General features: G+C 48.7%; 22 protein-coding genes. 20 read left to right on the forward strand and 2 right to left on the reverse strand.

All coding sequences use genetic code 11. The annotated features are described in order from the left end of the window. Positions 1–99: 99 nt before the first annotated feature. The 5 genes from EV294_RS01550 to EV294_RS01570 are packed head-to-tail and all read left to right on the forward strand — an operon-like array spanning position 100 to position 3,479. Complete coding sequence (locus EV294_RS01550) at positions 100–2,148, forward strand: phage tail spike protein (protein ID WP_132303270.1); 2,049 nt, start codon at positions 100–102, stop codon at positions 2,146–2,148. Further along, positions 2,148–2,342 carry a hypothetical protein gene (locus tag EV294_RS01555; protein WP_132303271.1) on the forward strand — a complete coding sequence of 65 codons (195 nt, stop codon included), beginning with the start codon at positions 2,148–2,150 and terminating at the stop codon, positions 2,340–2,342. Before EV294_RS01550 ends, EV294_RS01555 begins: the two co-directional genes overlap by 1 nt. Positions 2,343–2,366: 24 nt before the next feature. Further along, the gene (locus EV294_RS01560) at positions 2,367–2,570 is read left to right on the forward strand and encodes a BhlA/UviB family holin-like peptide (protein ID WP_165930548.1); all 204 of its coding nucleotides are present in this window, start codon (positions 2,367–2,369) and stop codon (positions 2,568–2,570) included. Position 2,571: 1 nt separating this feature from the next. Beyond that, complete coding sequence (locus EV294_RS01565; protein WP_132303272.1) at positions 2,572–2,829, forward strand: phage holin family protein; 258 nt, start codon at positions 2,572–2,574, stop codon at positions 2,827–2,829. Continuing rightward, positions 2,826–3,479 (forward strand): glucosaminidase domain-containing protein, encoded by a 654-nt coding sequence (locus EV294_RS01570; RefSeq protein ID WP_165930549.1) that lies wholly within the window; start codon positions 2,826–2,828, stop codon positions 3,477–3,479. The genes EV294_RS01565 and EV294_RS01570 overlap by 4 nt, the downstream gene beginning before the upstream one ends. Before the next feature lie 45 nt (positions 3,480–3,524). Here the strand turns inward: EV294_RS01570 and EV294_RS01575 are convergent, their stop codons facing one another. Beyond that, positions 3,525–4,013 carry a PH domain-containing protein gene (locus tag EV294_RS01575; RefSeq protein WP_132303274.1) on the reverse strand — a complete coding sequence of 163 codons (489 nt, stop codon included), beginning with the start codon at positions 4,011–4,013 and terminating at the stop codon, positions 3,525–3,527. 456 nt (positions 4,014–4,469) lie between these two features. Here EV294_RS01575 and EV294_RS01585 point away from each other — a divergent pair, with 456 nt between their 5' ends. From EV294_RS01585 to EV294_RS01625, 8 genes are all read left to right on the forward strand, one after another. After that, complete coding sequence (locus EV294_RS01585; RefSeq protein ID WP_132303276.1) at positions 4,470–4,667, forward strand: hypothetical protein; 198 nt, start codon at positions 4,470–4,472, stop codon at positions 4,665–4,667. 324 nt (positions 4,668–4,991) lie between these two features. After that, positions 4,992–6,212, forward strand: a complete 1,221-nt coding sequence (locus EV294_RS01590) for an FtsK/SpoIIIE domain-containing protein (protein WP_132303277.1) — start codon at positions 4,992–4,994, stop codon at positions 6,210–6,212. Next, entirely contained in the window at positions 6,209–6,805 is a 597-nt protein-coding gene (locus EV294_RS01595) for a replication-relaxation family protein (protein ID WP_132303278.1), read from the forward strand. Before EV294_RS01590 ends, EV294_RS01595 begins: the two co-directional genes overlap by 4 nt. A 112-nt stretch (positions 6,806–6,917) precedes the next feature. Continuing rightward, positions 6,918–7,127 carry a helix-turn-helix domain-containing protein gene (locus tag EV294_RS01600; protein WP_132303279.1) on the forward strand — a complete coding sequence of 70 codons (210 nt, stop codon included), beginning with the start codon at positions 6,918–6,920 and terminating at the stop codon, positions 7,125–7,127. A gap of 111 nt (positions 7,128–7,238) precedes the next feature. Next, entirely contained in the window at positions 7,239–7,766 is a 528-nt protein-coding gene (locus EV294_RS01605; RefSeq protein WP_132303280.1) for a hypothetical protein, read from the forward strand. After that, positions 7,756–8,274, forward strand: a complete 519-nt coding sequence (locus tag EV294_RS01610; protein ID WP_132303281.1) for an accessory gene regulator ArgB-like protein — start codon at positions 7,756–7,758, stop codon at positions 8,272–8,274. Before EV294_RS01605 ends, EV294_RS01610 begins: the two co-directional genes overlap by 11 nt. Before the next feature lie 272 nt (positions 8,275–8,546). After that, positions 8,547–8,936 carry a hypothetical protein gene (locus tag EV294_RS01615; RefSeq protein WP_132303282.1) on the forward strand — a complete coding sequence of 130 codons (390 nt, stop codon included), beginning with the start codon at positions 8,547–8,549 and terminating at the stop codon, positions 8,934–8,936. Between the two features lie 525 nt (positions 8,937–9,461). After that, a complete protein-coding gene (locus tag EV294_RS01625) occupies positions 9,462–9,683 on the forward strand; it encodes a hypothetical protein (protein WP_132303284.1) in 222 nt (73 codons plus the stop codon). Between the two features lie 30 nt (positions 9,684–9,713). Here the strand turns inward: EV294_RS01625 and EV294_RS01630 are convergent, their stop codons facing one another. Further along, positions 9,714–10,361 (reverse strand): LexA family protein, encoded by a 648-nt coding sequence (locus EV294_RS01630; RefSeq protein ID WP_132303285.1) that lies wholly within the window; start codon positions 10,359–10,361, stop codon positions 9,714–9,716. 176 nt (positions 10,362–10,537) lie between these two features. On the opposite strand from EV294_RS01630, the gene EV294_RS01635 reads away from it, so the two are divergent. The 7 genes from EV294_RS01635 (at position 10,538) to EV294_RS01655 (ending at position 13,882) form a co-directional block, all read left to right on the forward strand. Beyond that, positions 10,538–10,786, forward strand: a complete 249-nt coding sequence (locus EV294_RS01635) for a helix-turn-helix domain-containing protein (protein WP_243711539.1) — start codon at positions 10,538–10,540, stop codon at positions 10,784–10,786. 9 nt (positions 10,787–10,795) lie between these two features. Next, a complete protein-coding gene (locus EV294_RS30165; protein WP_165930550.1) occupies positions 10,796–10,951 on the forward strand; it encodes a hypothetical protein in 156 nt (51 codons plus the stop codon). Beyond that, entirely contained in the window at positions 10,948–11,091 is a 144-nt protein-coding gene (locus EV294_RS30170) for a hypothetical protein (RefSeq protein WP_165930551.1), read from the forward strand. The genes EV294_RS30165 and EV294_RS30170 overlap by 4 nt, the downstream gene beginning before the upstream one ends. A 180-nt stretch (positions 11,092–11,271) precedes the next feature. Continuing rightward, positions 11,272–11,529 carry a hypothetical protein gene (locus tag EV294_RS01640; RefSeq protein WP_132303287.1) on the forward strand — a complete coding sequence of 86 codons (258 nt, stop codon included), beginning with the start codon at positions 11,272–11,274 and terminating at the stop codon, positions 11,527–11,529. A gap of 156 nt (positions 11,530–11,685) precedes the next feature. Continuing rightward, positions 11,686–12,522 (forward strand): RecT family recombinase, encoded by an 837-nt coding sequence (locus EV294_RS01645; protein WP_243711540.1) that lies wholly within the window; start codon positions 11,686–11,688, stop codon positions 12,520–12,522. Continuing rightward, positions 12,491–13,318, forward strand: a complete 828-nt coding sequence (locus EV294_RS01650; RefSeq protein ID WP_243711541.1) for a PD-(D/E)XK nuclease-like domain-containing protein — start codon at positions 12,491–12,493, stop codon at positions 13,316–13,318. The genes EV294_RS01645 and EV294_RS01650 overlap by 32 nt, the downstream gene beginning before the upstream one ends. Positions 13,319–13,330: 12 nt before the next feature. Next, a complete protein-coding gene (locus tag EV294_RS01655) occupies positions 13,331–13,882 on the forward strand; it encodes a hypothetical protein (RefSeq protein ID WP_132303288.1) in 552 nt (183 codons plus the stop codon). Positions 13,883–13,896 lie beyond the last annotated feature (14 nt).

Below are 13,896 nucleotides of genomic sequence, written 5' to 3' on the forward strand. Positions count from 1 at the left end.
TTCCGTTGGAACACTGTGAAGGCTGCCCACTTTACGTGTTATAACAGGTCTAGAGTTTTTGTGTGAATTTTGCGTTAAACTGGAGGTGTTACTTGACTAGTGGACAACATCATTACAATCTTTGACAAGCTCGAGACAGACTTCACCCATTTCGGGCTGGCCGTAATCACGACCACACTAGACCCTGGTCCGCGGATCTTCGAGCGGATGAATGCGGAGTATACCTGCGAATTCGCCGTCCCTTACACCGATCCGGCCGTCCAGTACCTTGTTGAGGAGAATATCGTCAAGGTCGATGGGCGGCTTTTTATCATCCGGACGGTCAATGAATCCCGGGACGCATCTGGTCGGCTACTGGCTGACGTGTTCGCAGAGCATATCAGCACGGAGCTGCTAACCGAATATGTGCCACTGCTCCAGTACACCAATGCGACGGCGGCAGCGATTATTAACGGGCTGTTCGCTGGCACGCGCTTCACCGGGGATGCAACGGCGATCACGACCAATCATGACTTTCTGGTTGAACGGAACACGGTCGCATGGGGCATCAACCACTTCCTGGCGCTGACGGACGGGGAGATGAAGCGCGACAACTTCAACGTAACATTCAAGCCGCAGATCGGCGCTGACAATGGCGTACGGATAAGCTATCGCAAGAATCTCAAATCCATAAAACGAACCAAAGAGAGCCGGGGTATCATTACTCGGCTCTTTGTTTATGGCAAGGATGATCTCGAGTTGCCGGAGCCCATTGATAGCTCGAATATCGGCTTGTATCCACGTCCCAAATGCGGCTCCGTGACTTTCGATGATGTTGAGGACTTGGCGACACTGCAGGCCAAGGGCGAGGCGTATCTGGCAACCGTGGACACTCCTGCACTCGCTTATGAGGCCGATGTGATCGAACTGAAGTATGCCGAAGGCTGGGACGAATCAGAAGGCTTCGAGCTGGGAGATACGGTGCATATCGATGATGAGGACCTAGGTATCCTCGTTACGGCCCGGATTGTGGAATATGAGTACTATCCTTTCCGGCCGGACCGTTCCCGCGTTACTCTGGCAAACTTTCTACCAAGTTTTGTAGATACCGTAACCCGCTTACAAGAAAGTAACCAAGTTATCGAGAAGATAATTACACCCAACGGTATTAAAAGCAGCTGGATTGAGGGTAAAATCAACGTTTTAAAGAACCAGCTCATTGCCAGCGGGGCATATGCTTCGTCTGACGTGCTCCCGAATCAAGGTTTCCTGCTGGAGAATACGGACGAGAACAGCCCCGATTATGGCGCCCTCTACCTTGGCCCGGGCATATTCGCGATTGCTTCGGAGAAGGTTGGAGGAGACTGGAATTGGGTTACGTTCGGCACCGGTAAGGGCTTTACGGCGAGTCTCATCAACGTTGGTATCTTAGAAGCCTCTCTAATCCGTATTGGAGCCAACACAACATATGATCCGGGGTATGATCCAAGCTCAAAAGAGACGCCAGCAGGGGCGCAGGCAAAAGCAGATGCGGTGAAGGGTGAAGCTGTCACCGATGCGGTCGACGCTGTTAGTGACATTGCAGTCATCAAGGGCGTCAAATACATGTCCGTCTACATGGACGCAAACGGCTTCCATATCGATGACGCAACGGGCGAAGCTGTCCGTATGGGTGAATGGATACCGGGACGCTACGGAGTCGCAGGCTACCACACGGACGGCAGCATTACTGCTCTCGGCCCGGAAGGATTGACTAGGATCGTGGACGGGGTGGATAAGGAGTACCACTATCTTAGCGACACAGGGCTGAGCGAAACAGGATCGCCAGGCAACTACTTCGACGGCGGCGGCGGGCAGTATTCGGACGGTCAAGCAAATGGCGCGGGCATCCCGAACGTTACTATACAACTGCCGGACGATTTCAAAGGCAAGCAATTCTCCGTTTCACTGGCGTTAACATCGGCATCGAGTTACGCTATGTCTCAGCGTGATGGCGACTCCTATTACGTGCCTTACGCAGACTTCGGGACTGAATTAAAAATCATAAACGTCGATTATGTTAACGCGAGGTTCACAGTTAAGGGTTACGGTCGATATATCGTGGTCAACCTGCCTAACTTCTACAGTAAGTATTATGCGGTTCAATTCTCATGGACGGCGGTGGCTTAATGTTCAAAGTGCTTTTGCGCGGTGGGATGAATTTGTTTCGCGTCGAGTTCCGGCCTTTGCTTATAGCAGTGTTGCAAGAGCGCAGCTCTGGCTTGATGATTAACGAGTATGACGATTGTATTTTCTCGCTGGAGGACGTTCGTGCTTACGAAGACGAAAACGGAGATATGATACCGGTCGGCGGCACCGAATAGCCGGCCTTGGGGGTGAGGTGGATAGTGGAGAACGAGCTGTTAAAATACTTTGTCACGCAAGGGCCGTTCGCGGCTCTTTTTGTTTGGCTGCTTGTATATGTCATGAAGAACAACAAGGAGCGCGAATCTCGTCTGCACAATCTGCTGGATAAATTCAGTGAGAAATACGACGTGATTATTTCCGAGATCCGCGACCTTAAAAACGATATTCACCGAAAGGAAGATTAACATGGAATGGACGGCAATTCAGGAGCTTATTGATCCGCGGTTAATCATCGTTGTTGCTGCATGCTGGGTATTTGGTTATATCCTCAAGAAGACCCCGCGCGTTCCGGACTGGACCATCGTGTACGCGGTCGCTGTGGTCGGCACAATCGCCGCTAACAGTTTACTCGGCTGGTCGGTTCAAAGTGTGCTCCAAGGCGTCCTATGCGGCGCTGTGGCGGTCTACAGCAACCAGGTCATAAAGCAGACGGTGAGCAAATGACAATGCAGCTCAGCAGGGAAGCATTTTTTCGATACCTCGCGCCGACGGTTCTTCAGGTATGGAAAGAGGGATCGCCTCTGCTGCCGAGTGTCCGGCTCGCTCAAAACTGGTTGGAGACCGGCGGCCGGATCCATGACTGGTTTAATCTCGGTGGCTATAAGGTCGGCAGCGGCGCTCCTAATGCCTTCTGGAAAGGCCGTACAGTCAACACGGCAACCTGGGAAGTCTATGCCGGTAAGAAGATCAATACAGCAGCCAACTGGCGGGCATACGACTCGATTTATGACTTCTACAAAGATCAGGACCTTCTCTTTGGGATAAGCCGGTACGCCCGCGTCAGGGCAGCCAAGACGCCGGAAGCACAGTGCTCCGCGCTCTATGCATGTGGGTATGCAACCGATCCTGACTACGCTGGAAAGCTCATGTCGATCATCAAGAGCAACAACCTGACGGAGCACGACAAGGTAGCGACGGAGGAGGACGAAATGGAGAAGATTGATGTATATGTCAACGGGAAGAAGCTCACAGACGGCCTATACGACGATAAGGCAGGCGTTACCTATGTTCCGGTACGTTCTATCGCCGAATCCTTTGGAGTGGCTGTAAATTGGGATAACAAGGCTAAACGCGTCGATCTGACGAAGAAATAATTAAAGCCCACTGGCCTATAGCGGCTGGTGGGCTTTTTTTGCATTTTAAATGCCAAGCAGTTGTTTCTTTTTAATTGAGAATTCCTCTTCTGTAAGAATCCCCGAATCCCTGAGGTCAGCAAGCTTTTTGATTTGGTCAGCCACATCATCCTTTGAGGCAGCCACTTCTGGCGCAGCTGACTTCTTTCCTACTGAGCTCTGAACTTTGTCCATAAACCCTTGAAAATCCCCTGTCTTAATCCACTTCATCGTTACTTTGTTTCCGGATGCGAAGAAAGACAACGACTTTCCAAGCATTCCTTTTCCTGCATCGAAGGAACTAATACTTGAATAAGGGAAGGATTCTGAATTATAGCCAAACATTCTTTTGCCATAAAAGAATACACGCCGATCTGTGGCGAGGAACACGCCATTCCTAAGTGTATCCTGGCCCATGATCTTTGTTTCGTATGCCCCCATTACAGAGGCGTGAACCTGTTCACCTGGTTGTAAGTGCTGGCTCGCTAAAGCAACAAGTTTTTTTATGTTTGCCACTTCTTTAACCTCCCGCAGCGATTATCGCTATAAACTTCTAATATTTTACTACGTTTGCAACTTTTTGCCTATTCCCAAAAATCCCTTTTCGATAGAGCTTTCCCCGTTATCTTCCTTAATGCTGCGATCAAAGCATCCTTCGAAATATCCCTCAATGGCTCGTTCTTGCTGCATGCCTTAGTCACCGTATCCTTACTCACCCCGCTTATACGAACCAGCTCCCCGTGTGAAATCTTATGATCGTCTACAAACTTCCCGAAAACACTTCTCTCCTTACCTAACCCATACATACTTAACCACCCTCGTCCCATATTCCTAACTCTTCTAAAGTGTGGACAAATCTACTGAAAAAGATACAAGCAGGTCTAAGAGAGTTAGGAAATATGCCCAAGCTGTCTCCATATGCTGTTTTCAAAAGCTGCTCGAGTAGATGCTTGAGCATGGGAGGGTTTTTATATGTTGGGTCCGATATTACAAATCGCAGGCATTGCTTTAGGCAGTGAGCTTATCTCCAAGCTGATGGAGGAGACAGGGCACGGCGGGAAAGTCGTATTTGTGAAGTTCATCTCTTATGTGGCCGGGGCATACATCGCACTGGATTATTGGTGGACCGGTGTGCGTTATGTGGCTCACATGTTTGGAGTGCATATCTAATGGGCGGCCTGTTCGTTTTAGCCGGTGCAGCCGTTGTCGGGTACTCACTCGCCAAGCTGGACATTCACCTCATTAACCGGAGGTGGGACAGGAAGAGCGAGGCATTTCGCGCCGAGGTCAACAGCCGGTCCAATGAAGACGGCTCAATCCGTTGGAGTGAATATAAGGCAATAATGAATAAGCATTATTCAAAATAGCCTGTTAGGAAAATTAAAAATTCAGCCTAGAATTGAAAAACTGCTTGTATTACTGGAGTAACAAAACTCGAGCAGCTAGTGCTGTTGTTACTCAGACAGCTAATCGAGCTATAAGGGAGTCGATCTCATGAGCATTACTGGAGTAATTGCTGGAGCTAAAATAGCCGGGATTGCAGCTAGTCTCTACACCGCGTGGACGGCCTGGCGGACGATGCCAGACAGCGTGATCCGGCGTAAGCTGATGAAGGTTTTCAAGGATGGGCAGATCGTTAAAACGATCAAACGGCCGCCCGGGACCAAGCTTAAGGACATCATCATTCCGCCAAAGATTCAGCGGGTCAGCATATATCAGGATCGTATTCAGGCCGTCTTTACGGTCCCACAAGGCGTAAATCCGGAGGATGTTCATAAACACCTCTGGCTGTTCAAACAGGCCTTTGGAGAGCTTGTAGAGCTCGAGGGAGAGGTTAAGACTTTTGTGCTCACCATCTACCGTCAAGACATGGTGACGTTCGACTACGACTATGAGGAAATCGCTCCTAAGCTGACGGGGCTGCACCTGCCGATCTACGTTGGCCGCAGCCGGCACGGTGATGAGTTCTACGACATTACGGAGTTCCCGCACCTTCTCATTGCCGGGGAGACTGGCGGCGGAAAATCTGCCACTGTGCGCTCTATTCTCGCCACCCTTATCAAGACTGCAGGAGAACGAATGAAGCTCTACTGCGCCGATTTGAAGCGCTCAGAGTTCCATTTATTCCGGGGCATTGCCGAAGAGGTGGTTAATGACACTCCAAAGCTCCATACCATGCTGTTGAAGATTCAAAAGGAGCTAATTAACCGCGGCAAGCTGCTCGATAAAGCGGAGTTGGCAAATGTCCTGGATCTGCCGGAGAAAGAGCGGCCCCCCTTTATTGTGCTAGCAATTGACGAGGTAGCGCTGCTCAAGAAGGAGAAAGACATCATGAGCATTATCGAAGACATTAGCGCTATCGGCCGCGCCCTCGGCGTATTCCTGATCCTTTCAATGCAACGTCCGGACGCCCAGGTACTCGACGGAAAGCTGAAAAATAACCTGACCGTCAGGATGGCACTACGGCACCAAGATGAAATTAACAGCCGAATTACTATCGGCAGCGGGGAAGCGGCGGAGATACTGAACAGCCAGCGCGGGCGGATGGTGTTCAAATTAGATGGCCTTAAATTCGTTCAGTCGCCATACCTGGAGCTATCCAAGGCAAAGACACTCCTCGCGCCGTATAAGCGCCATACGGAGGCGTTGCCGCTTTCTCCGCCTGTAGAGGAGACGCCGGAAGAACAACCGATTGAGTGGGGTGGCTTACAATGACAGAACGTGATAAGGCGATCATATCGAACCTTCAGCGCTTCCGGTGCCTTACCCGGGATGATATAGCGGAGATCCACTTCTCCGGGCTTAGAAACCCGATAACGGAGGCCAACAAAGCCCTGCTGCGGCTCCGGAGGACTGGCGAAATTGAAGTCTCCAAAGAACGGCGGATGTACCTCTATTTCCCTAAGCCGGCCAGCATGAAGAAGGATTCCACCAAGATCGGTCACTTCCTCGCTATTGCGGATTTCTATAAGAAGGCTCACCGCGTTGAGCAGCCGCGTCAATTTGAAGTGGAGCCAAAGCTGGGTGGCAAGGGGCTGCCGGAGCCTGACATCTTCATGATCTGGAAAGGCGCTCCTTTCTATGTTGAGATTCAGAACAAGGTGTACAGTGCTAAGGAGATGGCCGAGAAGCTGAACCGGTATGAGCAGTACTACCTTAGCGGTGCATGGGAACAGGCGGAATGGCAGCCCCGTGACAAGAAGATTGCGCCTATAGTCTGGATATACGGTGCCGGCCGGTATAACATAGGTGTCAGGTCCTTTAGAGTTCTCCAGGGAAGCATTGAAGATGTCCTACGGCGTAAGTGATTTGCCGTGACAAAATGCCTAAAATTTGTATTGCTAACAATACAGTTTCATGGTATATTTTGTATTGTTAGCAATACAGTTTGACAACTAAAAAATTAAGGAGCTGACGCTGATGGGTAGCAAAAAAATCTTCACGGTCTACTCGTCCAGAGAGGCAGCGGAAATGTGGGGATTATCTGAAAACACTGTTACTCAATGGATTAACCGAGGGAGGTTTGAGCCGTATGAAGCCCGCAAGTCGGCAAAGGTTTGGTTAGTAACACATGAGGGAATGGTTCGCCTAGCAGGCCGGGAGCCTGGGGATAACGCTGAGGGGGATTAGATGATGCTTGACTTTGTATGGTTCATGCTTTTTTCGACTATAGAGGGCTTAGCAGTTTACGCGTTTATGTTGTACATATTCAGATTTAAGCTTTCGGAATACATTCTACCGGTGATGATACTGATTGTTCTGATGAACCTGCAGAGTTTTTATTTACGAGAAGATACGCAATTCTTCTACCTGGTTCCAATAATTAACCTGCTGTTCTCGATCATGTTCATGAAATGTATCGTGCGCATGTCGATCGTCGGATCGATCGTATCAGCCGGCATCGGATACGCCGCATTTGCGGTGGTACAGCTGCTAATCGCTTACTGCTCTGCCGGGTACTTGTCAGTCGAACAGGTTCAGGATGTTCCATACAAAGGCTACATCATGCAACTCCTTAGCGGAGTGATCGGAGTCACGATATCACATACGCTTTACAAGTTCGGGATCGGGTTCTCAACCGACTTTGAACGGTTCCGCTTTAAATGGGAAAGCCCGCTGGTCTTCATCACTTGCATCGTATTCTGCCTGACAATGGGCGTCGTGGTTTACCTCGGGAACCTATACATATTCCTCATCTTCTTCATCATCTCGATACTTATATTCTTGTACTACGCATTGAGAAAGGAACAGCAAGATAATGATCGTTAAAGCACTCGCCAACAAGCTGGCAGTTGGAATCAAGCAAGCAGCTCCGGAGCATCCGGCAAGCGTCGAAGTCCTGCGGTACTCCCTGATGATGATATTCAACCCACTGTTCGCGGTGTCTGGAGCTCTGCTGATCTCGCTGTTTACCGGCCGGACTGCTGAGGTGGCAATCGTATTGGTATGTTTCGCCCTTCTCCGGCACGTATCCGGTGGAGTACACCTTAAGTCAACCGAAGCCTGTATCCTGGCGAGCGCAGGGGGCGCGACGATTCTTTCCTACATCGCAGTGGACAACCATTGGACCTTTATCCTAAACATCGCAAGCTGCCTGCTGGTTCTGATCTTTGCGCCAAGCCGACTTGAAAAAAGCACCTGGGTTCAAAAGCAGTCTTACCCGACGCTCCGGCTAATCGCGCTGCTGATTGTGGCAAGCAACTTCTTGATTCAGTCGCCGGTAATGGCGGCTGCATTCTTCACTCAAGCATTAACGCTTATCCGCTTTAAAAAATAAGACGAGCTACTTGAGAGGTGGTGGTTAAAATGTAGTAGCAGCCGCAGTTCCCAACCCCCATATAGAGATAAATAAAAACACACACTCGAGAGGAAACGGTGAAACAAACATGAAAAATCTTACGTCTATCAAACACGCAGTATCGACATTCGCAGCTTCGGGCCTCATGATGTTAGCAGTTCTGGCAACGACAGTATCTCCACAAAGCTGGCTGCTGGTGTACAGCGAGGATGCTCCTGAAGTACTTTTAAAGTAGGGGGATTGATTTAACCATGGTCACATTAACGGGAGATATAGACGGAAAAACTGGTTTGATTCCAACAAATATTAGCGACGTGGATTATCTGGAGTATAGCCGGAAATTGAAACGGGTGATGTTCCATATAGGCAACAAGGTTTTATACGCTGCCGGCACGTTCGAATATTGGGTTGACCTGATCAGAAACTCCGGCTATACAAACTTCATGATCGTGGATAGGAACAACGCGGTTAATCTGAACAACATCAAGTTGTTGGATCCAGTGTTCAAGAAAGCATACTTCGAGTATGAGATTTCGGATAGGGTTAACGGCGGTTGCTCAATGTCATGGGACAAGTACAACAAGGTCAATGAACTAATCGGGGTGCATAGCCCCAATGCTAAAATCATCACAAACCTATAAATACACATGAAAACCCCTGCCGGTTGTGGTAGGGGTTTTTGTTTATGATTTGCCAATATAACATGTCATGAAAGAAAATGTTGTCGGAGTTTGTCGTATGCCTGAAAAAAATTCAGCGCGCTCAGTTTTTGTTTACTGTGCATTAAAATTACCTAATAATATAAATCAGATACAGTTATTACCTATTTTTCAGTACCTATAGGTACAGGGCCAAGCGGGGGAGAGCGATAAATAACTCGCAATCCGTTACGTCCATGTGTAGAAATCATCCATTTTTCTATGGAGAATAACTGCACATGCTCTCAATGCATAGATGCTCATGGGCTTTCGATTATTCTCGTACTGGCTGATCATGTTGGCGGAAATCTCAAGGCCAAATCTTTTGACCAACTCATACGATAAATCTTCTTGGCTTAGTCCAGCCCGCATTCTATGTTCACGTAACCGGCACTCTCCCCGCTCGAGTGCCTTCATCTTTTCTCCTTTCTAGTGCAGCATCATTCCGATATCTGGGGGCCATTTCTCATGAATCAATTCATTTACAAAGCACAATCTGACTGTTTGTCTGTCATCCAAAAGGGTGATTCTGTAAAAATCATCATGACTCAATCATATTGTAATGGCGACATTATTGCCCTTGCAAGCGAAGAAGATATATCCGTTATTGATTTTAAGAAGGCCGAGGATATGATGCCCGGAGATATTCTAGTTATCGGCAAGGTTACTGCCATTTATAAACAAAAATAAAAACAGCCCGGGTTCGCCCTGGGCTGCATATTAGAAAGTGATGACAACCTTTTTCAGCTTGCCAATCACATATATATTATTCTCCCCTGCCGTGCAAATGATCGGCGGGTAGTTTGCGTTCTCCGATTGAAGCACAAGCGTTGTGCCTTGACGGTATACGCGCTTCAAGACCGCTTCTTCCCCGATCAATACAGCCGCGATTTCCCCGTCTTCAACCTCTTCCTGCTTGCGGATCAGCAATAAGTCGCCGTCGAAAATGCGAGCTCCTTGCATACTGTCGCCCTTTGCTCTGAGGTAGAAATATTCGCCGCCGTTGATCCAGGAGCGCGGTGTTGTTTCGTAGCCTTCGATGTATTCGTATGCGATTTGGCCATTGCCGCAGGATATCTTTCCTACGACTGGAAGGCTAACATGTTCTGATTCAGCTACCTCAGTCCCGAGAAACTGGTATGCTCCCTCAGTCAATTGCGTGACTGTCACATCAAGAGCTGCAGCGATGTCCTTGAGGCGATCCATAGTAATTCGGATCTCACCAAGCTCATAACGCTGGATTGTCTTCTTAGTCAATCCAACCTTTTCGCCAAGGACCTGGAGGCTGTAGTTTCTCAGATCGCGGAATTTTTTTATGTTTTTGCCGACCTGAAAATAAAAATTTTTTGAGTCATTAAGCTGATTCATTTTAAATTCTCCTTCATTAATGGCCTGAAAACAGTATAAACCACAATAAGACACGAATACAACTATTTTATTTTTTTGTGTCTTTTTGTGGTTGACGAGGTAAAATTCGGCGTTGTATAGTATGGGTGTCGCCAGATGACACGACGAGCATGATCGACAGAAAGGAGGTGAACAGTTTGCCCGAGGGATTCACTATCACGGTTAAGGCAGCTCGGATAAATTGCGGTATTAAACCTGAGGATGCAGCGAAAGCATTGAAAATCTCCAAGAGCGGTTATTCCAAGAAAGAAAACGGAAAGTCTCGGTTCTATGTTGATGAGATTGCAACGCTGAGTGAGTTGTTTAAAGTGCCGGTTGCAAATTTTTTTGAAGCGGAGTGTCATAAAATGACACAACCTGATACTCCGCTATCTTATGAGGAGTGAGGCGATAATATGACGCTTATTCAAATGCTCAACGAAAAAGGTCTTACGAGCGGTCCAGTGTACGCCACTCGCGTCCTGAAAGGTTATGAAGCAGCACGCATGGTTGCCGACTTTAAAGCGCAAGAGACGATCCGCGCCGGTCATGCAAAGGTGCTGGCGCAATGAGCGGGTCTTGGATTGAAGCAATCTGCGACGCTGACTTCCGCAGGGTATTAGGCAACCTCGACTTCTCCAATGTCAGCCTGATGCTGCTGAACACCTTGGAAGAGGCGATTAACTACTACGAGGTGTCCGGCAATGAATGAGCCGAACCTTGACCGATTCAGCCGGCCTCTATGGGGCGAACGGCAAGAGCGGCGCCCAACATGGGACGAGCTCGCTGCAATAAAAAAGACTGTTAAGGCTCCTACCCCTTCACAGTCTCACGCAAGAAAAAAAATTCAAAGTCAGTTTAACATGGAGCTGGCAAAAGGGGAAGAAGAAAAATGACGTCACGTAGAATCGCTGACCTTGAAAGTACAATGCGCAATTTTAGCGACGACATTTCCGACACGAAACGCAGAACATGGGACATTCTCAGTTCGCTATCGGACTTCGCAGGTGAAGGACTTGACGAATGGATCGACGAGGTTTCAGAAATTCAAACCGAAGTCGAGGAACTTGAGAACGAAAACAAAGAGCTGCAAAAGCGAATTGAGGAACTTGAAGACCATATTTCAGTGCTTGAGGATTTAACGAAATGACCTACAAACGAAACCCGATCGCTATTGAAGATGAAGCCGATGATTACCGGCGCCAAGAATTCGAAGCAAAGCACACACTTCGAGGTCGTACAAGCCCCTGCTGCGATGCAGATGTTTATATCCAGACAGTCCGGGATTTTAAGGAGCGTCGCACGTATGACGCTGTCACCTGCTGGAACTGTCACCAAATTATCGAGGAGGTCTAACATGGCCGCTAATACCCAGCTTATTACGATCCATAACAACCTTGAAAAACTGATTGAAGCTAAGAAAGACGCAATGCCGCAAGGCTTTAATAAAACCAGGTTCATCCAAAACTGCATGACAGTGCTCCAAGATACTTACGGAATCGAGAAGTGCGAGCCGACGACCGTTGCTAGGACGCTGCTGAAGGGCGCATTCCTAGGGCTCGATTTCTTTAATAAAGAATGCTACGCGATTCCGTACGGCGCTTCGATGAACTTCCAAACCGACTACAAAGGCGAGCGTAAACTTGCTAAAAAGTACAGCGTCCGCAAGGTGAAAGACATTTACGCCAAACTCGTTCGAGCTGGTGACGTCTTCGAGGAAAACATTACGGATGGTCAGCAAACAATCCAATTTGCACCGGTTCCATTCAATAACGGCGACATTGTTGGCGCATTCGCTGTAGTTCTGTTCCATGATGGCGGGATGCTTTACGAGACAATGAGCATCGCTGAAATGGAGCATATCAAAGAGAACTATTCCAAGAAATCCAAGGATACCGGCAAATTCTCTAAAGCCTGGGAAGTAAGCACCGGAGAGATGTATAAGAAGACGGTTCTTCGCCGACTGTGCAAAAACATTGAACTGGACTTCGATACGATCGAGCAGGCAAGAGCATTCGAGGATGCTGCAGATGTTGACTTCAACAAAAAGACTGCGCCTCAGCAAACAAGCCCGCTGAACGTTGTAGAGGCGGAGTACGAGGTGGTTAACGATGGTTCCGCAACTGAAGCTCAATCCGAATAACTACTTCAGCCGGGCCGCCAATCTCCGATACATGAGCGTCAGCCAGTTCAAAGGCTTCCTGCCCGCTTACGGTGGCTGTGAAGCAAAGAGTATGGCAGAGCTCGCCGGACTGTACGAACGGCCGGATAAGACGGCTTTTGACGAGGGGCACTATGTCCACGCATGGAACCAAGGGACGCTCGATGAATTTAGAGAAGCCAATCCAGACATATACAGCAGCCGGGGGGCGACAGCCGGGCAGCTTAAATCGAACTTCAAACATTGCGACAAGATGATCCAGACCCTTGAGTCGGACCCAACTGCAATGAAGGCGCTGGCCGGGCAAAAGGAAGTCATCTTCACAGCCGAGTTATTCGGGATCCAGTGGAAAATCATGATCGACAGCTACCAGCCGGGCGTCGGGATGTTCGGGGATTTGAAAGCCCTGAAAGAGATCGACGGCAAGTTCTGGAACAAGGAAGCAAACCGGTATGAGAACTTCCTCGACTATTACGGCTACACCTTGCAGATGGCGGTTTACGCAGAAATTGAGCGACTTGCAACCGGCCGTGACGTTTGGCTGATCCCTCACCTGGTTGTTGTGACGAAGCAAGACCCGCCAGACCATGAAATCATCTACTTCGACTATGAAGCTATAGAGCAGCAGCTTGGCATCGTGGAGCGACATATAGAGCGAGTGAAGGCTGTAAAGAGTGGACAGGCAGGTCCGGAAAGATGCGAGTCCTGCGACTACTGCCGGTCAACGAAGAAGATCAAGCACATCAAGCATTACCGGGAATTAGACCTTTATTCTTAGGAGGCGAATCGAATGAACAAAAAACTGAGCTGGGATCAGCTGAAGAATATCGAGAACATTTACGGCAGGTACGCCTGTGTCCGGAGCTTACTGGACCATATCGGCATCATGAACGGGGAACTTGCAGAGGCAAAGAAAACTGAAGAAAAAGCGGTTGGCGATCTCGGCAGAGTCGGACTTGAGTTGGCTGCACTAAAGAGACAACAACCCGAACCGGTCGAGGTACCTAAAACGGTGGCCGAAGCTTTCGATCGAGTAATTACAACCTGGGAGAAGAAGTTTTCTGAAGAAAAAATCGCGGGATTTCTTCTTAATCCAGATGGTTTCATTACCGGTAATGAAGATGCAAAAACATTGAGGCAATACGCTTCTGTAGAACCTTTTAAATACATGCAGGCTATTGCAAATGGTTATGCGGTCGAACAAACAACGGAGGATCGCATTGAAGCAAAGCTTACGGCTGCACTCGAAGAATCGGGTATTGAATGCCCGATACCAGTCACCCACTTTGCTCACCAGTTGGCACGTGCAGTGCGCGAAGTATTAGCAGAAGAAGCAAATTGAACGTTGGTGAGGCA

The organism is Paenibacillus sp. BK033 (assembly GCF_004345425.1).
GTDB lineage: Bacteria > Bacillota > Bacilli > Paenibacillales > Paenibacillaceae > Pristimantibacillus.

Coding starts and splice junctions, on each gene's coding strand:
- EV294_RS01555 (WP_132303271.1), top strand. CDS start 2,148: ATGTTCAAAGTGCTTTTGCGCGGTGGGATGAATTTGTTTCGCGTCGAG.
- EV294_RS01595 (WP_132303278.1), top strand. CDS start 6,209: ATGACAGAACGTGATAAGGCGATCATATCGAACCTTCAGCGCTTCCGG.
- EV294_RS01610 (WP_132303281.1), top strand. CDS start 7,756: ATGATCGTTAAAGCACTCGCCAACAAGCTGGCAGTTGGAATCAAGCAA.
- EV294_RS01625 (WP_132303284.1), top strand. CDS start 9,462: ATGAATCAATTCATTTACAAAGCACAATCTGACTGTTTGTCTGTCATC.
- EV294_RS30165 (WP_165930550.1), top strand. CDS start 10,796: ATGACGCTTATTCAAATGCTCAACGAAAAAGGTCTTACGAGCGGTCCA.
- EV294_RS01600 (WP_132303279.1), top strand. CDS start 6,918: ATGGGTAGCAAAAAAATCTTCACGGTCTACTCGTCCAGAGAGGCAGCG.
- EV294_RS01645 (WP_243711540.1), top strand. CDS start 11,686: ATGACGCTGTCACCTGCTGGAACTGTCACCAAATTATCGAGGAGGTCT.
- EV294_RS30170 (WP_165930551.1), top strand. CDS start 10,948: ATGAGCGGGTCTTGGATTGAAGCAATCTGCGACGCTGACTTCCGCAGG.
- EV294_RS01650 (WP_243711541.1), top strand. CDS start 12,491: ATGGTTCCGCAACTGAAGCTCAATCCGAATAACTACTTCAGCCGGGCC.
- EV294_RS01640 (WP_132303287.1), top strand. CDS start 11,272: ATGACGTCACGTAGAATCGCTGACCTTGAAAGTACAATGCGCAATTTT.
- EV294_RS01630 (WP_132303285.1), bottom strand. CDS start 10,361: ATGAATCAGCTTAATGACTCAAAAAATTTTTATTTTCAGGTCGGCAAA.
- EV294_RS01590 (WP_132303277.1), top strand. CDS start 4,992: ATGAGCATTACTGGAGTAATTGCTGGAGCTAAAATAGCCGGGATTGCA.
- EV294_RS01565 (WP_132303272.1), top strand. CDS start 2,572: ATGGAATGGACGGCAATTCAGGAGCTTATTGATCCGCGGTTAATCATC.
- EV294_RS01585 (WP_132303276.1), top strand. CDS start 4,470: ATGTTGGGTCCGATATTACAAATCGCAGGCATTGCTTTAGGCAGTGAG.
- EV294_RS01655 (WP_132303288.1), top strand. CDS start 13,331: ATGAACAAAAAACTGAGCTGGGATCAGCTGAAGAATATCGAGAACATT.
- EV294_RS01615 (WP_132303282.1), top strand. CDS start 8,547: ATGGTCACATTAACGGGAGATATAGACGGAAAAACTGGTTTGATTCCA.
- EV294_RS01570 (WP_165930549.1), top strand. CDS start 2,826: ATGACAATGCAGCTCAGCAGGGAAGCATTTTTTCGATACCTCGCGCCG.